Source organism: Pseudomonas sp. CM27, assembly GCF_013179515.1.
GTDB lineage: Bacteria > Pseudomonadota > Gammaproteobacteria > Pseudomonadales > Pseudomonadaceae > Aquipseudomonas.
Genome location: NZ_JABMCN010000083.1, coordinates 1 through 21,441, shown reverse-complemented (window position 1 = coordinate 21,441; position 21,441 = coordinate 1). Strand labels below are relative to the sequence as shown.

Annotated in this window: 19 protein-coding genes and 2 pseudogenes; 12 read left to right on the top strand and 9 right to left on the bottom strand. The window is 52.8% G+C overall.

The genetic code is table 11. The features are described 5' to 3' along the window. On the bottom strand, nt 1-1,946 hold a 1,946-nt coding region (locus tag HP547_RS12755; RefSeq protein ID WP_172286461.1), incomplete at its 3' end, for a hypothetical protein. A gap of 1,479 nt (nt 1,947-3,425) precedes the next feature. After that, nucleotides 3,426-3,539 (bottom strand): annotated as a pseudogene (locus HP547_RS29670) (IS5/IS1182 family transposase); the annotation flags it as partial. 389 nt (nt 3,540-3,928) lie between these two features. Between HP547_RS29670 and HP547_RS12750 the strand changes: the two are divergent. Next, nucleotides 3,929-4,648, top strand: a complete 720-nt coding sequence (locus tag HP547_RS12750) for a hypothetical protein (protein ID WP_172286460.1) — start codon at nt 3,929-3,931, stop codon at nt 4,646-4,648. Nucleotides 4,649-4,755: 107 nt separating this feature from the next. Here HP547_RS12750 and HP547_RS12745 read toward each other — a convergent pair whose 3' ends face one another. Together HP547_RS12745 and HP547_RS12740 are read right to left on the bottom strand one after the other, a co-directional pair. Continuing rightward, on the bottom strand, nt 4,756-5,931 hold the full coding sequence (locus tag HP547_RS12745; RefSeq protein ID WP_172286459.1) for a sel1 repeat family protein: 1,176 nt from the start codon (nt 5,929-5,931) through the stop codon (nt 4,756-4,758). 322 nt (nt 5,932-6,253) lie between these two features. Continuing rightward, nucleotides 6,254-7,156, bottom strand: a complete 903-nt coding sequence (locus tag HP547_RS12740; RefSeq protein WP_172286458.1) for an RES domain-containing protein — start codon at nt 7,154-7,156, stop codon at nt 6,254-6,256. Nucleotides 7,157-7,941: 785 nt separating this feature from the next. Here HP547_RS12740 and HP547_RS12735 point away from each other — a divergent pair. The 8 genes from HP547_RS12735 to HP547_RS12700 all read left to right on the top strand — a co-directional run bounded on the left by HP547_RS12735 (nt 7,942) and on the right by HP547_RS12700 (nt 15,198). Beyond that, nucleotides 7,942-9,078, top strand: a complete 1,137-nt coding sequence (locus tag HP547_RS12735; protein WP_172286457.1) for a radical SAM protein — start codon at nt 7,942-7,944, stop codon at nt 9,076-9,078. Then, nucleotides 9,078-9,692 (top strand): 3'-5' exonuclease, encoded by a 615-nt coding sequence (locus HP547_RS12730; protein WP_172286456.1) that lies wholly within the window; start codon nt 9,078-9,080, stop codon nt 9,690-9,692. The genes HP547_RS12735 and HP547_RS12730 overlap by 1 nt, the downstream gene beginning before the upstream one ends. Next, the gene (locus HP547_RS12725) at nt 9,689-10,270 is read left to right on the top strand and encodes an AAA family ATPase (RefSeq protein WP_172286455.1); all 582 of its coding nucleotides are present in this window, start codon (nt 9,689-9,691) and stop codon (nt 10,268-10,270) included. Before HP547_RS12730 ends, HP547_RS12725 begins: the two co-directional genes overlap by 4 nt. Further along, complete coding sequence (locus HP547_RS12720) at nt 10,267-11,049, top strand: aldo/keto reductase (protein ID WP_172286454.1); 783 nt, start codon at nt 10,267-10,269, stop codon at nt 11,047-11,049. Before HP547_RS12725 ends, HP547_RS12720 begins: the two co-directional genes overlap by 4 nt. A 63-nt stretch (nt 11,050-11,112) precedes the next feature. Continuing rightward, entirely contained in the window at nt 11,113-12,888 is a 1,776-nt protein-coding gene (locus HP547_RS12715) for an SIR2 family protein (RefSeq protein WP_172286453.1), read from the top strand. Nucleotides 12,889-12,948: 60 nt separating this feature from the next. Beyond that, nucleotides 12,949-13,434 (top strand): hypothetical protein, encoded by a 486-nt coding sequence (locus HP547_RS12710; RefSeq protein ID WP_172286452.1) that lies wholly within the window; start codon nt 12,949-12,951, stop codon nt 13,432-13,434. Nucleotides 13,435-13,518: 84 nt separating this feature from the next. Next, the gene (locus HP547_RS29360; protein WP_218583481.1) at nt 13,519-14,118 is read left to right on the top strand and encodes a hypothetical protein; all 600 of its coding nucleotides are present in this window, start codon (nt 13,519-13,521) and stop codon (nt 14,116-14,118) included. 111 nt (nt 14,119-14,229) lie between these two features. Next, nucleotides 14,230-15,198, top strand: a complete 969-nt coding sequence (locus HP547_RS12700; protein WP_172286463.1) for a toll/interleukin-1 receptor domain-containing protein — start codon at nt 14,230-14,232, stop codon at nt 15,196-15,198. 418 nt (nt 15,199-15,616) lie between these two features. On the opposite strand, the gene HP547_RS12695 is transcribed toward HP547_RS12700, so the two are convergent. Continuing rightward, complete coding sequence (locus HP547_RS12695) at nt 15,617-15,805, bottom strand: MbcA/ParS/Xre antitoxin family protein (RefSeq protein ID WP_172286451.1); 189 nt, start codon at nt 15,803-15,805, stop codon at nt 15,617-15,619. 350 nt (nt 15,806-16,155) lie between these two features. Between HP547_RS12695 and HP547_RS12690 the strand changes: the two genes are divergently transcribed. Next, nucleotides 16,156-16,389 carry a hypothetical protein gene (locus tag HP547_RS12690; protein WP_175586209.1) on the top strand — a complete coding sequence of 78 codons (234 nt, stop codon included), beginning with the start codon at nt 16,156-16,158 and terminating at the stop codon, nt 16,387-16,389. Between the two features lie 98 nt (nt 16,390-16,487). On the opposite strand, the gene HP547_RS12685 is transcribed toward HP547_RS12690, so the two are convergent. The 3 genes from HP547_RS12685 to HP547_RS12675 all read right to left on the bottom strand — a co-directional run bounded on the left by HP547_RS12685 (nt 16,488) and on the right by HP547_RS12675 (nt 18,350). Continuing rightward, a complete protein-coding gene (locus HP547_RS12685; RefSeq protein ID WP_172286450.1) occupies nt 16,488-16,850 on the bottom strand; it encodes a histone-like nucleoid-structuring protein, MvaT/MvaU family in 363 nt (120 codons plus the stop codon). 121 nt (nt 16,851-16,971) lie between these two features. Next, complete coding sequence (locus tag HP547_RS12680) at nt 16,972-17,562, bottom strand: YiiX/YebB-like N1pC/P60 family cysteine hydrolase (protein WP_172286449.1); 591 nt, start codon at nt 17,560-17,562, stop codon at nt 16,972-16,974. Between the two features lie 101 nt (nt 17,563-17,663). Beyond that, nucleotides 17,664-18,350, bottom strand: coding sequence for a hypothetical protein (locus tag HP547_RS12675; protein ID WP_172286448.1), 687 nt, complete (start codon nt 18,348-18,350; stop codon nt 17,664-17,666). A gap of 367 nt (nt 18,351-18,717) precedes the next feature. On the opposite strand from HP547_RS12675, the gene HP547_RS12670 reads away from it, so the two are divergent. Together HP547_RS12670 and HP547_RS12665 are read left to right on the top strand one after the other, a co-directional pair. Continuing rightward, complete coding sequence (locus HP547_RS12670) at nt 18,718-19,635, top strand: viroplasmin family protein (RefSeq protein WP_172286447.1); 918 nt, start codon at nt 18,718-18,720, stop codon at nt 19,633-19,635. A gap of 169 nt (nt 19,636-19,804) precedes the next feature. Next, nucleotides 19,805-20,037 (top strand): annotated as a pseudogene (locus tag HP547_RS12665) (monooxygenase); the annotation flags it as partial. Nucleotides 20,038-20,627: 590 nt separating this feature from the next. On the opposite strand, the gene HP547_RS12660 reads toward HP547_RS12665, so the two are convergent. Beyond that, entirely contained in the window at nt 20,628-20,816 is a 189-nt protein-coding gene (locus HP547_RS12660; RefSeq protein ID WP_172286446.1) for an AbrB/MazE/SpoVT family DNA-binding domain-containing protein, read from the bottom strand. Nucleotides 20,817-21,441 lie beyond the last annotated feature (625 nt).

Here is a 21,441-nt window from a genome sequence, read left to right as displayed (position 1 = left end):
TTCTCCAAGGTAAGTTGAGGGGGCAATGGTTTCAATTTATGAAGGCGAATAAACTCGTTCATCTCATCGAGTGAGTTCACGTCCATTACTTCCATCAAGTATTGAGTCCCTTGGAATGCCTCAAGAATCATCCCATTCTGGAAGAGCCGGATCCATCTCCCGAGATAGAACTTACGTATCGCTTTTGGCAAATACTTATCAATGAGCTTGACGTTATAATCTGCATGCCCCAAAGCCTCTGACATGGCTTGCACGCTGTTTGTTTGAAAATAAACGATTACGGCTGCGGTGACCCTTACTCTTTTCAAGGAAATCCGTTTAAGCATCACTGACCCTTGATCACCAAATTGATCCAAAATACGCATGGCCAGCAATGATTGCGCATTTCCTTGAACAGCCATTCCTCTGATTGTTGGAATCTTTTTAGGCCGTGTTATACCTGTTGCAGTACTCAGAAAAGTGTAGTGGTGAGCTGGGTCGTTCTCGCGCTTCAAATACTCCCGTGCTTCAGCAGTCAGCTCATATATTTCAGGAAACAACTCTCGTGCCTTGGGTGTTGACCTAACCACCTGACGCGCTAGTTTCGCTCCTCTCCTGGGCTTTGAACTCACAGCGCTGTTGAGTTCATCATCAAACCCAAATTTCTGTCCGAATTTATCTGTGATACGATGGTTATTCAACCACGAGCCCGTAATGCTAGGGCATTCAAGAATTAGAAGATAAATAAAGGGTAGCAACGTCGTGCTATCCAGCAGGCCTAGCGCATTTCTCACATAGGTTTTACTTGCACCAAAGTAATTTTCAAATTCCCGATCATCGTTAGTAAAATAGGGTCGCTGCGCCCATTTCCTGCAAAGAATAATGTACGACTGCTCTTCCTTACTGTAAGTATCAGAAAAACCAGGCGAGTCTACGTCAACCTTGCTCGCTTCGATCCGGCGCCTGTGGTTGGCAAGCGTGGCTTCTCTAGCTTCCTCACAAGCAGCTCTCAGCTTCGTAGCATCATTATTTATTTGATGATATAACTTCTGTGCAGCGCCCTCATCTTCAATATGTAAAGGAATAGCAGTAATAGCACTGACAATTCCTTTGTCTTCTCCTTGAGATTGAAACGGATTATTCCCTGCCAGCTCCACACGTTCATGAAACGTGAAGTCAAATAACTTCTCCGGCAAGAAGCCATGCGTAATAAAAACCTCTTCAACAACTAGCATCATTGCACGCCAGTCACTCAAGAAAACCTTCGACTTAAATCCTTGTTCTAGCCAGCGATCATATTCGATGTTAAAAGTCGTGGAAAAAAATTCGTGCATTTCTAAAGGATTTTCAAGGAGGCGCAATTCTTCGGCATTCCAGAAGTGCTCAGTTACAATCCTCATTAATATCGAGATGCTTCTATTTTTTGAGATCCCAGTAGTTCTCGGGAATTTTTGTATGTAGTCTCTACATCTCCGATATATCTTCTCGCACAAGCCCTCACCATATTGATGGTGCACTACCACCAGATTTATAAATATAGGCTTGTCATCGTGATATTTTACCCACCAGCCCTTATAGTATTTAAGCTTGATGTAATTTTTTGGCACCCTGGAATATGCAAGCCGACATTCCTTCTCTTTTTTCGCACCACAAGTATCACGAAATTTATCAACATTAATGCCCAGCAGGTGTGCAACATGCCTGACCTTAGTCAATAGCAACCAGGCATGTGTATAAACAACATCGGTCTCCACCAATAGAAAGCCCCAAAATTTAGACATTATTAGCTCGTCATCTAAATTTTCTCGCTTCAAATTAGTAACGACCATAAACATATCAAACAACCTTAACCCTTGATCCAAGGTGGTTCTGACTTTAGGGTCAGGAAAGAAATTGCGAGCCTGCGCCAACTCGCTTGCTGAAAAATTAACACTTGGGAAATATGAATAGGCGGCTGTGTTTATCATGGCTACTAACATTAATTCTTTATATTACACCTAACATCTATTACCCGGGATGGCAACTATTTTTTACCTTGCATATATATTATCCAGAACCATAAAGGCCAGCGATCTAACTTTGAGAAATATTGATTATCCGTTCACGCCTAGGCATCTGCTAATGCATGTTTTTTATGGCGCTGATTAAGCACCTGCTACGGTAGACTCAACCACAGGTGATGGGTTTTGCCCAATTTGGGCAAAACGCAACGAGAGGGTTAGCTGCTGGATTCAGAGCAGAGCCAGCACTAGCCTAACCTATTGATATATATAGATATTATTTCTTCACAATTCTCTAGGCTGGCTCTGTTAGCACACTCGATCGAGCTGCAGTGCCCTGGCTGCCCCCGTCGCAAAAGGGGTTGGGCAAGAAAGACGCTCAACTTAACGAAAATCAAAGATTGACAACTTTGCGCACCAGCACTTAGATAAGTAATCGTTTCTTACTGAATTCTCCCTAACGGCAGTTCACAAGCTTTTTTGGAGTCAAGATGGCTACAAAACCTTCCAACCGTGACAAATCCCAGGCTGGCACTCTTGTAGTACGGGCCTTAACTACTGACGAGTTAAATCAAATCGCAATTGCAGCGCGCTACTCTGGCAAGAAAATGGAGATGGCACTGCACGAACTGCTTTCATTAGGACTTCGAGCGCAAGATGTTTCTGGAGCAAAACACGGAGTAGGTAACACCGTATTTCTGGCTGCACCCAAATCTTCTCGTCGAGAGAGTCACTCCCCTACACAATCTGTAGTTTTGCGGAGCGTGGAATTTTCGAACGCTATTCCGGGCGAATTCCTTTTCCCAAGTCGCACCGGGCCTGGGCCTTTGCACAGGGTGAAAATTGCTCGAATATTCCACCAGTGGGTACTTCGTGCTGGCCTCGGGGAGCAGGGTGTTACGTTGCATGCGTACAGACGGTCAGTGATGACTCAGAAACTGATGGAGGCCGCATCCTCACTACCTGGATAAATGCGGAGATCTACAGCCTCAAAGCAGGACAAACCGTATCAAGCAGATGCGTCTACTACTCTTAAAGGGATGGTCGTAGGCGTCGGTTGCTGAGCCGCCACGTGCTTCGGCTCAATGGCTTCCTTGCTCGATTGGTTGACGACTATCAGTCGACCATTGCTGATCCGGCTCAGCGACACGGGCTGCCTTTGGGCTCGGTTCAGTGACAGTCGCTCACCAGAGCTCTGCCGCGTCGAATTAGGCCATCATGGTCTCGAACTCCTCGTTGGTGAGGATCGAGGGAGTGTTGTGTGGCTCGTATGTGAATTCCCAGAGGCAGGGCTGTCTTACCCTCGGATATTGAAGCGAGTCCCAAGTGGCCGGCGACCCCCGGCGCAAAGACCATGCAAACTTGCGTCGTTGAATACAGCGAAGCTCCAATTTGAGTGGGAGCCAGACACTTGTATTGTCGTGAGTGGCAAGAAAGAGGTTATGCCTAGGCCCTATACGTAAAGAGATGTCGCAAACACCGCATGGAACAAGCCAGAGAGACCATGGCGGCATAGCTTTTCGCGAGCTTGTCGAAGCGTGTCACGATGCGGCGGTTCTCATCGAACAACTGGTACTCCAAATCCCGGGGCGATACCTTGTCCAGCGCTTGACACATCCTGATGGAGTGGCTTTGCGAACCGCTCCCTCGCGTACCGCTTTTCCTCAGCGCCCACTGCAATGTCTCCAAGCAAATAGGAATCAGGGTGCCCGTCGATGGGCGATGTGGCAATAGCGATGAGCCACTACTTCTTGTCTGCCCTGGGGACTCGTATGCACTGTCCCCACCGTCTTGATAGCGTTGCTCCACTGTCGTATAACCATCACGCTCAAAGGCCAGTCACATTTGGTTTCACCGCATGCGGACGAAGGTCGCCGGGCAGGAAGGCCTCAGGTTAAACAGGGCCGCAAACCTCGCAGCTACAACCGACTTAAACATAGGGAAATACGATGCGCACAAAAGTGGCTGCCATTTTGATGGCTGGTTTATTGATGGCTGGCTGCAGCGATCCAAAGCAGGCGATGCTTCCAGCGGACATGGCCAAATGGTCAGAAGACCAGGGGCTCAAGGATGCTGTGTCCAAGCTGTCCGATGACGAAAAGAAGCTCTTCATTGGGTATGCAACACGCCTCGCGGTAGCAAGTGCGTTTGGGGGCAATAAAACCGTGACCGAGATGACGGTCAATGATGCTCTGAAGTCCCAGCAAGCCTGGTTGGACGAGAAGGCAGCTGAGCAAGAAAAGCAGAAGCTCCTGGCCGAGCAGATCAAGCAACAGCAGCTCGCGGCCCTCAAGGAAATGAACGCCACCCTCACTGCCTCTTTGGTTGAGCTCAAGCTCAATCCCAAGGACTACGAGCGACGCAAATACTCGGAGTACTTCACCATCAGTGTGGCCTTCAAGAACAATACAGCTGAGGCCCTGGCTGGCGTGAAGGGCACGGTTGTGCTGAAGGACATGTTCGGCGATGTCATCAAACGCATCCGGCTGGCTGATGACGCCCAGATCGACGCAGGACAGAACTACATCTATCAAGGCACCATGGACTTCAACCAATTCGAAGCCTCGGACACCAAGCTCGCATCGTCGAACACAGCGAAACTGCAGTTTGAGTGGGAACCAGACACGTACATTTTCGTTAACGGCAAGAAGCAGGTCATGCCCAACTGAGACCATGAGCCTATCGCTTGGACAGGCAGAGGTAACAGGGCGATGGAAATGATCCTATCGCCCTGTATGTATCAACCCCACAAGCTGTTTTCAGCCCATTCGACTCGTTACAGACACTCACCGCCAATATTGTGCAGCCGCCAGCGCCTGAGATTCTCCCCCTTCTCTTCGCAGATTCTCTGCAGCTCAGCAGCCTCAAGGTCAGTGTCAGAAGCGAAGGCAAAGTGATGGGCCGCCCGGTCATACTGGTTCTTGCCCATGAACAGATAGCCGAGCTTCAGGTGGGCCAGAATCGCCTGGGCGGGCGAAGCATTTTCAGAACTGTACACCCGCTCATACCACCGTAATGCCTCTTCAGGATCCGGCTCGATTTCCATCTCAGAGGCCCCCTCGCCCGCGAGCAAGCTCGCGAGCTTGAGCTGCGTTTCGATATCGCCTTCGACCGCTGCCCCCCGGTAGAGCGACATCACCATACGCTTCGTATAAGAGGATTGGTCGTAAGCCAAATAAATTTCAGCCAAGGCCGTTGCAGCGCCCTCGCACCTCATTTCGACGCACTCCTTCAACATCTCAACAAGACGCTCATGTCTCGGTAGCTCCCCTGGATCACTCAACCAAAGCCGAGCGATCGCGACCCACGCAGGTGGGTAATTTCCCATTGTGGCTTCTGCGTAATGATCGAATGCGACTCGGACGCTTTTCAGCTGCCCTCCAACACCACGCTCCGCGAACTGCCCAAGTTGGTATTCGCACGCACTGCATCCCTTTGCCATACCTTGTTGGTAGGCCGCAGCCGCTTGTTCGACCTGCTCTTTACTCAAATAGTGATCACCCAAAAAGCAGTACGCTGCGACATTTCCTAAGTCGGCAGCCATCATTGCGCCCTCCATGCTTCCGGTACCTGTAATCAGACTGAGCTTCGATATGAGTATCAGCGCTGCCGACGAGCCATCTGAATATGCCGCGCCTAGGCTCTCCCAGATGTCTCCGCTAAGGGCGTCGAGGGATTCAACAAACTGCCCCTGATTTATCAAAGCTTCGAGCGGCAGGAAGCGCCCACGTAAAGCTTCGATACGGTTCGCCAGACTTCGAAGGCAATCCCTCTCAATGGAGCGCCAGCTCCTTCCAAATTTGGACTGACAATAATCATCTAAATTGGCCGGGTTTGGGCATGCCTGACTCACCATCCTGCCGTCCGGAAGCTTCAGCCGGCCTTGAAGGGGGGGCTCGGTATTCATCGGGTGGAAAGCGATGGGGGAAACGGGTGGTAGGTCTGGCTTCATGGGCTACTCCAGACAATAGAAAACGAATTCCCCGCCGAACGGGGCAATGGTTTGTCATATTGTCTGGCCGTTTCCAGCTCACGGCGGAACGCCTGCAGCAGGCGTCTGACATCAGATTAGAAGACAGACGAGACGTGTCAAGACGCTCGTGTGTTACGGGGCCACAAATTGACTTCGCCGCAGCAAAGCCTCATTTCGTCGCCCCCATGGGTACTCTTCGGCCCCACACCCGTGCCAATTAGGTCACCCAAGATAAACAACAAACAATGCGCAAAGCGCATCCCAACCAACCAGCTCCCCACCTACCCAAATTATTTGAGCCCTACTTAATCAAAATCTTAATGGGCGACTCGTTAAAATCCGTGTAGTACCCACGATCCAAAAGACGTTTATTTCTCTGAAAATCTAAGTTCTGCCGCTTTTGCTCCCTCGTGCTTTCTGCAATGAACAGGGATTTATTAGACCAAAAATTCAAACATGAAATTTTATTTTTCTTTTTATTGCTCAGCGGTCTGAACATCGAGTGCTGATAAGGAATAAACCCATCTCCACAGTAAGAAAGCCACGCGACGTCGAGCTCAGTTTTCTTGATGTATTCACCAGATATTGCAATATTTTCCGTTGAGCTTATAGCACCCCACGTTGGATCCTCATGACCCTGAGAAACCTTCACCGAGTCATAAACAACGCCATGGAATCCTTGAAACCTTAGCAGTTCATCACTGACTTTATTTATGACAGGATAGAACTTCTTATCCGGGGACATCAATAGCTCATAAACCATGTCTGTAAACTCGTTCACGCCAGGAACGACACGGAAGAAGCGCATCTCTACAGACAACTTTAAGTAGCCAAGAAGGAAATACTCCCCTACTTTTACGTCACACTCAGCAATCGCCACAAACGGATGTTGAGCCACGTATAATACTCGACGATTTGCCTCATTGAATCGTCCTTGCGGGATTTCTACCTTGTGAGACTTAGGCGGATAAAAGTCGCCAATCGCTATTTCACCCGAAACAAACTTACTCGCTTGATCTACCGACAATCGTCGAACCCGGGAGAAGCTAGAACCCTTTCTAAAAATTTGGCTCTGCAACTGATAAGCCGCGCCGTCAAAGCTATCCTGGGTCGAATTTGGAAATAGCTTGGAGCGGAACATCCGGTAATAACCATCCACACCAATATCATCATCGAATTTTTTAAAAATCCCTTCGACACTCATGACTAACGACTCTCAGTATGCCATTCGAATTTAAGAAACCCTAACTTTCCGGAGAACATTCCGACTTTGTTAAGAGTGGCCTGCCCCCGAATTCTACTCGACCACGGCCAGTAACCGCACGTTTTTTTTCGAGCAATGGCATGCTCAAACCCCCTCTCGAACATCAATCCATTTGGATGCCTAAGTAACAAATTGCCGCTCAATTGAATTACTAACTCTTCCATGACGGCGCCAGACTCTACATCCACATAATTGCGCCGCAGTTATAGACTTTGGGGATTTCGAGCCACGCAAGGACGGCGCGCCAACCCCGTCTATCGAAGAAGGAAGACCTTCAGCCTTGCATCAGCACCTCGGCATATAATCCGTCACATCGACATTTTTGCTAAAACCACAACGTCACTTCGTTCAACCAAAGGCGGTAGGCCGCAGATGTTGCAGTAATCAACTGGCTCCGCTCTCCGAGGGACTGAAAAGTACCTAGGCCTGACTTCTATATCGAGCGAAGGCTGTATGAAATACTCAGCATTCCTCCATTGAGGTTACGTAAATCAAGGGTGCGCCGATGACCTGCTCGCCCCTCACGCAAACCCGATCCTCACAAATCCCCCTCCGTTGCCACGGAAAAGATTCTGCCCCACCATTGATTCGATTGATGGCAAATTGATAGCCTGCCAGCTCGCCTGCCTGGTAGTGCTTCACCCCAGTTCCGAGCACGCTCCAGGAAGGATAGGCACACCTTGAAGGAACATCTGCAACTCGGTTGAGTTGCAAGGAGCGCGTCCATGGATAGAAACGTCGCTGTCATCAACGCCACGCAGCTGGCACTGGTCAACCCGAGCCTCCGGGATCCTGTCGAGTACCGCAAAAGTGGCTTGAGCCTGAACCACATCGTTGGCTGCCCCCTGGACTGCAGCTACTGCGTGAGGCACCTTTTCGGTAACTTCGAGCAGCGCACGCCCCAGGCCTTGATGACCGACGAAGAAGCCTTCAGGCAGTTTGTTTCGCATCGCTTCTTCCAGCCTCATATCACGCCGATTCAGCTTTTCAACCGGGCAACCGATCCGATGCTTCCGGACGTGAAAGGCCATACCCATAACCTGCTGCAACTGCTCGATGAGGCAGGGTTTACCAACAACGTGCTTGTGATCACTCGCTGGCGGGTGACGCCCGAGGATTGCGAACGCTTCAACGCCCTGACGAACATCAAGCTGACGGTGTTGGTGACTTACTCAGGCATCGAAGACCCTAAGATCGAGCCCATCAAATCGTCGATCGCAGCCAATAGCCTGCGAACCCTGTTCAAGCATGCACAGCGTTACCGGACGTTGCTCTACTGGCGACCAATTGTCCCTGGGCTCAACGATTCCGAAGAGCACATCGCTCGCGCCGCGCAGCTCGCAAAACACGCGCACGCAACGGTGTTCAGCGGGCTGTTTTATCGACAAGAGATTGCCCAGTACTACCAAAGCCAGGGTATTCCCGAGCCTTACACCTCAACCGCTAGACGTAAGCTGCTGCCGCTGGAGGAGGAGCAACGATTGCTGAGCATGTATCAAGCGCACGCTCCAGGCACCCCGATCTTCCGCAAGACCTCATGTGGGGTGGCCTATGCTCACCAGCAGCCCGACTACAACGGCCATTTCGGCATCACCGAGTTATGTGACACCTGCCCTTCCGCTCAATACACCACATGCCAGGCTGCTTGGAAGAAGCCCGATGAGGCGCTTCTCAGCAGCCTATGCCAGCGGCTGGGCGCTGAGGGTGAACCGGTGGTAACAGAACGCTCCATCATCGTTCGCGGCCTGGATGAACAGCGCCGGTACTTCATGCAGCACACGCTTGGGTACCAGGTGCACGATGCCGACAAGCCACATCACTATGATCGCCATGGACGCGCGGAAGCGCAGAGGAATATCTGATGACTGATACGGAGTTTCAGTGGCCCTCCGAGCCCATCGTAATCGTCGACGTTGAGGGTAACGGCCATACACCGCCTGACCTCGTGGAGCTGGCTATCGCCTCGTTCCCTGTCGTCGAGGGTGATGAGCCTTCGAGCTGGCTCATCAAGCCGCCAAACCCCATCACCTGGCAAGCCAAGCGTGTGCACGGCATCGGCAACACAAAAGTGAAGAGCTCACCTGTTTGGGAAGAGCTGCGGGACAATGTCGAACAACAACTTCAGGGCAAATGGTTCGTCGCGCACAACGCGTCAGTCGACTACGGAGTGATGAAGCGCCATCTTCCCGACTGGGCCCCGATTGGAGTGATAGACACCCTGAAGCTATCACGCCATGTGTACCCAGATGCTCAAAGCCACAGCCTCTCTGCGCTGCTGGCTCTGACTGGCCTGGACGCTGAAGTTTCGGGCGAGTTGCATCGCGCCGGGGAGGACGCCCGAGTAACCGCCCTCCTCCTGGGCAGATTGATTCAGGACTCCCTCCTCAATAGCTGGCCAGAAGTCTGCAAGATCGCTCAGCTCAAGATTCAGACCGTGGACAAAACACCCGCTCCTGAACAGGGAAGCTTGTGGTGAGTTCGGTCGTAATCGGGGTTGCCGGCACGCACTCAACCGGCAAATCCACCTTCTGTGCCTACTTGAGGAAGGTACTTGAGGTGAAGGGGATCCGCGTCGAAGCCATCCCCTCCTTCGGGGCACTTGCCGTTGAGCAAGGCATTCCTCTGCTCACCCAGCACACATACGACTCCACGATGTGGTTCATCGACCGGACGCTTGAGGCGGAGCACGCTGCCTGCGTCAACGCTGATGTTGTGCTGGTTGATCGCCCTGTCATGGATGCAGTGGCGTACTGGAACGCTGCCGTTGAGTACCGAGGCTGCGATTTGGCTGCGCATGAAGTCGAGGCCATTGGGGCCGTAATGATGAATTACAGCCCCAACTACACGACCGTTCTTGCCACGAAGCTGGATCCCTCCATCGCTCTCGGCCCGGGGCGAGACACAGACAGTCGCTACAGAGCATCAGTGGACACCCACCTGCATGCGCTACTTGAGCGGCACTCAATCCATCATCAGGTGCTTACTCCTGCGGCGCGCGAGGCGCTTCTGGCTCAAATCACCGCCGACGTATTCCTGCGCATGGGGTTGGCATGACGTTCACGACACACGGGATGCTGGCCGGAAAGAAGATACGTCGCCTAGGTTTTGGCACCATGCGGCTGACAGGGCCAGGCATCTGGGGGCCGCCTGCTGACGAGCAAAACGCGATCGAGGTCTTGCGCTCGGCGGTGGCATTGGGTGTCCAACACATCGACACCGCCGACGCTTACGGCCCGCACGACGCCGAAAGGTTGATCCGCAAAGCTCTATATCCCTACGCAGAGGATTTGATCATTGCCACGAAAGGCGGGTTTACCCGCCAGGGCCCAGGGCAATGGACACCGTGCGGTGTGCCGGCCTATCTGCGCCAGTGTGTCGAGATGAGCCTACGAAGGCTCGGAGTCGAAGCAATCGATCTTTACTACCTGCACAGAGTCGATCCCAGCGTACCGCTCGCAGATCAGGTCGGGGAGCTGGAGCAGTTGCGCGCAGAGGGCAAGATCAAGGCACTGGGGTTGTCCAAAGTGACCGTTGCTCAAATCATCGAGGCAGCAGCGATCGCTCCGATTGCGGCAGTTCAGAATGCCTTCAGCCGTCTTAACACGGAGTCCAAAGACGTGGTGCAGTGGTGTGAGGAAAACAGCATCGCTTTCGTCCCGTATGCCCCGTTGGGGGCCGGAAAATACCTTGAGTCCGAAGATGCATCGGCGACGTCACGCAGTGCTCTGCGCTGGCTGCTTGAGCACTCTCCTGCCACGCTCCCCATCCCAGGCACCTCTAGGATCGAGCACCTGGCAGAAAACATGGGTGCCGACGTTGAGCCGACGAGTTAGTCGTTAATCGGATACAACTCCCCCACACGAACAGTTCGCCTCTCCAAATCACGAGGATTCTGCATGACCGTTGCTGCTCCTGATCCAACAGCTCAAATCGCCTTCTCCATGTTTGAGAACAAGGGCGTCTATGCCGTGCTTATTGGCTCGGGCGTATCCCGCTCAGCTGGTATTCAGACCGGCTGGGAAATCACCCTGGAGTTGGTGAAACGTTGGGGAGTCGCGATGGGTGCGGGAGAGCAGGATGACTGGGTGGCGTGGTACGTAGGTCAGACAGGAGAGCAACCCAATTACTCCACCCTACTCGAGCGCCTTGCGGCCACTCAAACCGAGCGGCGAGCCATCATCCAAGGCTTTTTGGAGCCTACTGATGAGGAAATGGAGGACGGCCTGAAGCTGCCTACACGTGCCCATCGGGCAATTGCAGCCATGGTCAAATCGGGTCACGTGCGCGTGATCATCACGACGAACTTCGACCGACTCATGGAGAATGCACTGCGCGATGTCGGTGTTGAACCAACCGTCGTCAGCTCAGAAGACACCCTCACAGGCGCTGAGCCACTCACCCATGCATCCTGCTTCATCCTGAAAATCCATGGTGATTACAAGGATGCCAGGATCCTTAATACCGATGTGGAACTGGGCGAGTACCCGGCGGCGTTCAATACGCTGCTTGATCGCATCATCGATGAGTTTGGGCTCATCGTCGCAGGATGGTCAGGTGAGTGGGATCATGCGCTGAGGGCGGCGTTTTTGAGAGCGCCGTCACGTCGCTACCCGACCTACTGGCTATCCCGGGGTCGATTGAGTGAGCGTGGTCAGGAGCTCATCACTCAGCGTCGTGCCACGACCGTAACCGGAATGGATGCCGACACCTTCTTCGATGGGCTAAATCTCAAGCTTGAAACTATCCAACAGTCCCGCCTGCCGAACCCGGCTGGCATCGAGCTGACCCTCGCTTTGGCCAAGCGTTTTATGGCCAGACCCGAACATAGGATTCAGCTCGATGATTTAGTAACCAGCCAGGCTCATCAAGCGATCACTCATCTGGCTCCTCACTTTGCAGCACGACCTCAGGGTAGTACGTCTAAGGATTTTACTGACCTAGTTGAGATCTACGAAGCTGCTATCGAGCCCCTAGCACGTCTTTGTGCAGTGCTGGGGCGATGGGGTGCAGCGGCAGAGCATACGATCGTTCTGGATACCATCAAGGGCCTGCACGCTGCGTCTCAGGTCGAGCAGTCTGGATGGGTAGCTGGGCTTGCATTGAAGAGTTACCCGGTGGCACTTGTTACCTTTGCGTATAGCATGGGGCTTGTGCGGGCCAATCGCCTGGCTGAGCTGAGAGAGCTGTTTCAGACGACGCTGATAAACCGACGAGAAAAGCCTTTCGCTCTGGGCCTTGAGCTATCACCATTCTACGTCGAGGCAGCCAATGGCTTGTTCGAGTTATGGAAAAGTTTTGAAGACCAAAGCAGATCCCTCACCCCCTTGTGCAACCGACTCCATGACCATCTTACGCCTCGGTGGGCGCCTGACTTTGCGGGACTTCAGGATCACGGGCTGCTCTACGAACGCTTCGAGTTTTTGAGTTTCCTGTTCTTCTGCGAGCAACGCGGAATCAGTGAAGAGTCGCTCGCGGACGCGGTGAAAAACCACGGTTTTAGGAAAATCGCATTGGGCCGGCTTTCTTGGCATTCAGAAACCATTCATCGTTTTGCTCATGAGTATACGACCGAGGAGTACAAGGCTCCGGTGATTGCCGCTGGGTTTGCATTGGGGTCTGAAAGCTACTTGGAGCTCATGCTCGAAGGCCTCAAGCGGTTGTCCCGGTACTGAGCCGGCGTGCCGTTTGACTCCACATAGATACTCGAATCTGAAGGGACATGACGTTTGCTGATGAGAACACAGGAAAAGTTTGGACTCTGGCGGCGGGCAGCCCGGGAGATCATCTACGCGTTCTTCATTGGGGCACTGCCACTACTCATCAGTACCTCACCCGGGGAAGTGAGCGCTTTGGTAACTGCACTATTGGCAGCACCAGAGCTCATGGCGTACTACGTGTACCTACTTATCGCATTCGCGATCGTCAGTGTCCTCACTCTGAGGGTAACGTTCCGATCGTTTCATCTCATCGGCAAGTCGCGTGAGCTTCATGCGTTTTTCGTCAACGTAGGCGGTAGCCTGCTGACTGCTTGCAGGGCCGCGCTGGGGGCAATGATTGGTTACCTAGGCGTATGGTGCTATCGAGCAGTAGAAGACGTGAGCGCAGGAGGCGTGTATGCAGTGGTCAGCTACGCCTCCTTAACCCTCATGTTCTGTATTGGCCTTGCCTGGACAGATGAAACCCTTAGAGACCCGCATGCCGTGAGCAGCTATAGGTGAGAGTGAAATCACCGTCCCCCTGTCGAACCGGCCAGCGCCGACAGGTCGAGCCAAGTCATTTGGCACTCAATTTTTGAGAAGTTCATGATCAAAAGCCTGTGTCCCTGCAAGCCTGAGTTTCTAGCGAACGGTTGCTGCCTGGCGTGCGACGGCACCAAAATCAAGAATCCCAACAGAGAGAAAACACTGGATAGCAATCTGCGCCGGCGAATTCCTAGCTGGGAAGATTACCTTAGCTTTGATGGCGCACATTGCCGCCAGCTGTGGGCGAAGCTTCATGATAATTGGCGATGCCCATGCTGTGGTCGGACGCGATACGAATTGCTGCGCTGGACGATGCTGTTCCCCAAAAGACCGGATAGACGAGAAGGATGGGCAGCGGGCCTCCATACCCACCATGATCATGGAACCGATCCCTATGCGACCAAACCTCTCCCTGGTCAACCTCGCCGCATCACCTCATTCTCCCCAGTCATGATCTGCGAACAATGCAACAGTGCTGACGGCACGGCTAAACGACATCTGGGGCTTCCGTCTAGCTTCACCTTCGCGCCTGTGGAGATACGTCAATTCGTGCGGCCAACGCCACACGGGAAGCACATTATCCGCTACGACTTAGCCCAGATGATCTTCGACCAAGTCACGACCCGTAACCCGTTGCCTGCCCCGTTGTTCTTCAACTGACGGGGGGAAGAGGTGCATCGCAGTTTGCGTGCGAGCCAAGCCCAAACCTGTACTTCTGTGGTGAGCAAACCATATGATCGAACAGCACCTACCTGAATGGGAGTAGCCATTTTGCCGAACGTGTTCTTCTCGTATTGCCATGCTGACGAAGCGCTGCGTGACCAGCTCGAAAAGCAGCTTTCCATGCTCAAGCGCCAGGGAGTCATTGAGACATGGCACGACCGCAGAATCGGCGCTGGCCAAGAAATCGATGCCGCGATCGATGATCACATCAACAGCGACGAAATCATTCTCTTGCTTGTGAGCCCCGACTTCATCGCGTCCGACTACTGCTACAACATCGAGATGACTCGCGCGATGGAGCGTCATGGAGCGGGAGAAGCGATCGTCATTCCTGTAATTCTTCGCCCGTGCGATTGGCACCACGCGCCGTTCGGCAAGCTGCTTGGCACGCCTCAGGATGGTAAGCCCGTGACACTTTGGCCAGATCGTGACGAAGCGTTCTTGCAAGTCGCGAGGGAAGTTCGGAAAGCCGCTGAACGATGCAGCCGTGGCCAACCGAGCCCTGCTCCACGGGCCGAGCGCAACGATTTCAATGGCGGTTCAGCGCCCTCCCCTATGGCCCCCGCTGCCCCCAGGTCTAGCAACCTTCGGATGGCTAAGAGCTATACCCAGCTGGACAAGGATCGCTTCCTGCTCGACAGCTTCGAGTACATCGCCCGCTATTTCGAGAACTCACTTGCAGAGCTCCAAGCACGCAACCCAGGGTACGAGGGAGTGTTCCGGCGCGTGGATGCAAATCGCTTCTCCGCGAATATCTACAGGGACGGCAACGATGTTGCGAAAGCGACGGTGTTCACCGGTGGCCAGCTAGGCGCAGGAATCTATTACAGTCATGGCGACTCGTTTGGCGGTGGCTCATACAACGAGGCACTGACGGTAGAAACGGACGACCAATCCATGTACCTGAAGACGTTCGGTATGGCGTTCCACACTCGGCAAGACCAGAAGCTTTCACAAGAAGGTGGCGCCGAAACGTTCTGGAGCCTTCTTATCGCACCGCTACAACGCAATCGGTGAGTCGCTGCTAGATGCGAATTAGCAGGAGTATAGGGGTGAGCCTACGAATACACGCTAAAGGCGGAGTTCGGATGCTTGTGAATAGGACACTCGTTCCACACCCGTTTACACCCATTTCTAAATGCAGCGTCTTTCGGTGTCTACGTGGTCATTCGTTGTCATGTCGGATGACCTTCCGACCTTCCACAGGCAACCTCTGTGAGTCAAATTGATTGCTGAAGTCAGCAGGCACGTCAGAAGGTCGGCTCGCGCGCTTCGACGCCAACTGCTCCTTCATCCAGGCTGATGCCTGCTGAAAGTCTCGCATCATGTTCTCGTACTCTTCAGAGCTCAGCGTCCTAAGCGGGATCAGACTACTCATTGGTCTCTCTACGTTGGGCGGAGCGCAGCTGTGAAAGGGCAACCATGGCAAGCGCGCTCAAACGTAGCCATGATCGATCTGAGCCAGCACTTCCATCACCCGCTCAAAGCACTCCTGGTCGGTCACATAGTCGATGGCTGCCACGTCACCGAATTGATGCTTTGGCGTCGACAACCACACAGCTGCCTTGGCTTTGTCACCAAACACCAGCTGCGCCTTTTGCCACACCAGGTCAAAATTTTGCATACCCCACCCCATTCGATGCTAGGCCTTCGACGAGTAGTTTAAGCGCACCTTCAGGTGCGTCATAACGAAAAGCCTCGGGGCGGTGCCCCAGCCAGGAAAGTGCAGGCCATCATCGGACGCCGAAGCGGCCAATAGCGGAAATCAGACCGGGCGCCCCAACACCCTGCAATGAGCGGATGAATCGACGTCTGCAGTCGGTCGAACACCATGATCAACCCCACGTGGTAAAACGAGTCGTAATCCCCTACTGAAACTCTTGGCTACGCGCTTTGTAAGCGGCCACTATGCTATGTAAACAACGTCGTAGGCTAGACTCGCCATACTACCGCTAGCCAAAATTGGAGCCCCCCATGACCAAGCTGACCCAGCACAGAGATGTCACCGTGACTTTCGATATAGATGGCCGCCGGGCGGATGCTGAGTTGAGCCACGGGGAAACCTTAGCGCTTGCCCAATTCTTCAAGCGGCTCAATTGGAGCGAGGTACGCGGGTGCGCAGTAGATGATGACGAAGCCTATGTGATCCGAGCCGCTGTCGGAAAGCTGCAGTCTGCCCTGGCCCGTGGTGGTTGCGCACCCCGATGATCCTTTTGGTATTACCCAAAAAAGCCAGGGCTGCTGAACTGGGCCAAACGCAAAAAACGGCCTGACAGGCCGTTTTTCATTGAGACGTCAGTCGAATCTTAGGCAAGCCAAGATTCTACTACATCACCACCGTACTCGGCTTTCCACTCTTTCAGCAGCTTGTGGTTGCCACCTTTGGTTGCGATAATTTCGCCATTGTGTGGGTTCTTGTACTGCTTGACCTGGCGTGCACGCCGAGCCGGTTTTTCAGCACTAGGGGCTACCGAACGGCGGCCAGACTGAGGATCCAGCAGGTTGATAATGTCACGCAGACTGAAGCCATACTCACCAAGCAAAGCGCGCAGTTTGGTTTCAAACTCAATTTCTTTCTGCAACTCAGAGGAGCCTTTCAGGGCTTCCAGTTCAGCCAATTGGGCTGCCAATTTTTGCTCAAGCTGACGAAACTCTGCCAATCGGGACATGATGAAACCTCGGGCTAGCAAATGGAAATCATTGCTTAGGATCGCATACCTTTATAGTAATTACGCCTTCGACCAGATGTCAAACCATAATTATTAATCCCGCCCATCCCGAGGAAATTAATTAGGGTCTGTATCCGGTCACATTCCCAACCACCTGTACGACTTTAAGCCTAGAATCCTTGCTTATGTCACCTGGGTTGGAGCCCGGCTCACCGTCGGGCACACTCATTCCAAAATACTGATAGTATGAAGTCCAAGCTGGAAGAATTTCTCTTGTAAGCGGATCTCTGAAACTCATGGGATTTTCAAGAAAAAACTCTGAGCCACCGTTTGCGGCACGAAACATGTCGACAACCAGCTCGCTGCAGTACAGTGCTGATTCATCTGTCAGGTAAAGCTTGTCATAAGGAACGTTCCTGCAGCTCAATCCGTACTCTACTGCCATGGGAATCAAATTTTTGTAAGGCGTCTTCAGTCTCGCGCACACATACCTAGGTTTCTTGGTAACATCCTCCGATCTCTTTAGATGTACATCCACTTGAGTGACGCGTACTTCTGGCGGAAACGTCTCAAGCACAAAAGTCCCTTTATTGTTCACCAAGACAATGCCCATATGGTTAACCCTTGCCCCGCGGTAACCCTCTGTAACCGCCGAAATTGCGTTGTTCGCATCGCCTAGCTGGGTGAAGAGCAAGTCGCCATGTTCGAACATATGTAATCCTTCAAGTGAAAATTTCAGACTATTTTCTGGATGAGCAATCAAGAGGCAGGCCTATACATGCTTACTACATGCCGAGCTCTGATTGCTAACGCCTATTTTGGTTTGGCCAATGCTTCTGCTTCCTGAGCCGATTTTTCAGCCTGGTCGGCTGATGCTCGGGCTTTTTCTGCGGCTTCGATCAGTCTTGTTTCGCTCGGCTGAACGGAGGCGGCACGCTCTGCTTGCGCAGCGGCGTCCTTAGCCTCAACAGCGGCTTCCGCGGCTTTGTCAGCCTTTTCCTGGGCTTGTTTGGCCGCTTCCTGAGTACGTGCATTAGAGACTGGGTTAGGGTTACTAACATGAGCTGTAGTGATTGCCCGTAAAGCTGCGCTCTCAGCGTCAGCGGCGGCGACACTGCAGTTGAAAGCCATCGCAACGGCAACCGCAACGCGCTGATCATCGTCTTCCGCAAGGCTGTATTGGACAATGCCTTCCTTGCCCGCACTGGCAACACTCGCTCTTCGTCTGACGTATACCGCTGACGAGAACCCCTCCTCGAACCCGGTCTGCAGCGCGCTCGTCGAGCCGGACAATCCTGCCCATGCGTCCTTCGCACTACCGCCCGCCAAAGGAGCAGCCACAGCACCAGATAGGGTGCCGACTGCGCCAATCCAGAATTTGCTATTGGTAGCGTAGAAACCGTGAGCCTCATAATAATTTTGGACTTTTCGGCAAAAGCCCACGGCATCGACGAAGGCTTTCGACGCCTCCTTAGCCGTGCATTTCGCCGTGCAAGGCATACTCTCCTCCCATGGCCAGGTAGCTGTCGGCCCCGTGCTGCACCCCCCATAAGCGCTGACACGCCCAGAAGCCAAGCGACCTTTGCTTTACCCCCCATTACTTCCTCCTTGAGTCATCAAATAGCCACTATCCGTATTAGTCGATTATTTGGTAATGGCAAAGGAGAACGCGCTCAGCCGAACCCTCACTGAAACGAGATCGTTCATATTCACCGGACTCTAGGGGACTGATCAGGCAGTGTGCCCAGCTTTCAGAGGGTGACGCCATCAAGGTAGAGTGCACCATTGGCGATCCTGGTGAGGTATTGCTTGCTCACGATTGCTCGCTTCAACAGGCGAATTAGGTAACTCAGGAAGGTTGCACAGGATGGCAAAGAAACCCAAGTTCTACGCTGTCGTTCGAGGACGGAAACTCGGGATTTTCAATAGCTGGGTAGATGGAGCACGCTTGTCCATCGAGCGCTTTCCAGAAGCGAAACACCAGTCGTTCGCAACGCTTGCGCTCGCGGAAGAGTGGTACCGCAAGAACATCCCCACGCCAGGCTCGAATCACTCACCGGTTTTTCACTTCAGCACGCAGGCGCCCGAGCCGCAGCCAACCGCCGCTCCTCTGCAGGCGGCATTTGAAGGCGTGGTTGCCAAGAAATACGTCGTCTATTTGATTATTGATCCCGTGACGGAGGAGCCCTTTTACGTAGGGCAGACGGGCAACTTCAAAAGCCGGCAGCGGAGCCATCTCGAGAAAGCCAATCACAACTGCAAGCGTGCGGCAGCCAAAATCGCTCAGATACTCGATGCGGGGATGACCCCAGCATTCAAAGTCGTGGAAACCTGCGACTCAGAAGAGGCCTCATTGGAGGCAGAAACACGCTGGATCGAACATTGCACTGCCAGGGGTATCAAGGTTTGGAACCGCTGGAGGGAGCATCGAGAAATTCAGGCATTACACATGAAGCCCAGTATCGAGCTTGATCGAATCATCGGCGATGGCCCTTTCACTCTCGGCCCCTACCAATACGACTCCAGATTTGATCTCAAGACCAGGCTCACCGCCTTCCTGGCAAAGTCCTCTCCAGGCGCGATACAGTCCCGCATGGCCACAGAGAAGCTCAGATTGATCTGGGAAGTCACGCGGCAAGAGGGCGAAGTCAGTGAGTTCCGAATCGTCAGTTGTCTATCAAAGCCTGGGTTCATGAACACGCCGCGGCATCAGCTCGAAGCTGTACTCGAGTCCGGAGCAACTGTGGATTTTGACTACCGCGCTGCGATCGACCGCCTCCCCTAGCCGACTGCTTCGCAATTGACACCCAGGGCACCAAGTACAGCAAGTTGAGTTGATACACAGCTAGCAAACCCCAGAAACTTGTGAAGCCCTGGCCATTCTGTTCAGGGCCGTCATTCATTTTGGGAGATTTTATGTATCGTCTGCGCGCTGTGCTTGATCGGCTGTTCCCCTAGTCCTGGCTATCGGGACTGCCAAGGTCGCTGCCACCCGTCAAGGTCTGGATATCTGTAACCGCCTGTTCGAAGTTACCGGCGCCCGCGCCACCCATGCTTCGCTGCGCTTCGACCGCCACTGGCGCAACCTGAGGACGCAAACCCTGCACGACCTGGTGGATTACCGCATCCACGAGTCGGCGAGTGGGCCCTCAGCGGAAAGCGCCCTGCCCCATCCTTCTATTCCTAAAGATCGCCCATACAACTGCTGCCCCTCCTCCCGTCGCGCAATGTCATCCGTAAGCGACTCATTGCGATTGTGCCAGTTGATGGTGAACAAGCGCCGAGTGCAGGATGCACAGGTTCTGGATAACCGGCTGGTGAGATTGTCGATTTGAGCTGAACGCCAAAGACCACAGGCAACGCAGATAACCTGACTACTATCAGTGAGGCCTTCAAGGACAACCCCGCTGAGACTGTGGATGGCGTCGAGAACACAAAAATTGAAAGAGGTAGCTGTACTGCTCCGAAACAGGCCACCTGTAAGATGGCCTGTACGTGACGGTTTACAAGACAAGGTGTTGTCGAAGCTTTTGGCTTCGGACGCAAACGTAACAATCTCGGCACGGAGCGATACGTAGTCACGACCCATTTTGTGTAGTCAGGTTGAAACCCGGATAAACGAAATCTAAACTTTACTTTCGTTTTTTCGAAAAACTAGGCAGTTCACCCCTAAAATCTAAGCTATAGCTTAGTTTTTAGGCGGCGTTGAGCATATCCATGTGAATCGCCCCTTGTTTTGTAGACCCATCTAACGACTGCAATGGGTTGATAGCTGCCTTAGGGCTGGGCGTCTGCACCACGAACCGGCTTGAGCACAATGATTCCGCCTATCAACTCGATGGTCAGGGAATCAGCGATTTGCAGGCCCATGCGTTCGAGGACATCGTCGGATAGCTCAATGATGACATCCGCAGAACCATCACCTGGATCTTGGCATTTCACGGTTGTCTGGACGAAATCTTTCATAAGAAGCGGCTCTTGCTGGCCTGATGGGGGAGCCTCCATCCTACGCCCACATGCTTACAACTCATAGCAGTCGCCCCACGGCGACCGCTAAATGTTGGGGCCTTCGGCTAGCGGCGATGGCGCTGAAAACTGAGCTTTGGGTAGTGTCTGCTTCGGGTCAATTTCTGCCGTTCAAGACTTACCAGTGCACTTGTGACATCCGATGCAAATGGCTGGTCATGTGGGATACAAACGCTTGGTCGGAAAAACCCCGCTTTAAGCCAGGATCTACAGTAAAGATAGGACTGAAGCCAACTATTCATTGCGCTTATAACTTCTTGAAACGCCCCATTCAATGCGAACCCACCTAAAATAACGCACGTTCCGCGGCAAAAAACTAGTCAAGTCGAAGACTTACACACCACAAGTAGGAAATAGCAAACACACTAGCAACTTAAATAACACCTCCTGCCCGAACAAATACCTTGCAAACCATTAACTTTTACAAATATACGTGCTACACTACCATGTTTTTTTAGGTGAAGAGGTTTGTCCGTCATGAATGAGATTGTAATCCCTTCTGGATGTTCTATAAGTCACTTAGCTAGCAAAATCAGACACAATCATAAATCAAGCTTCAAATTTG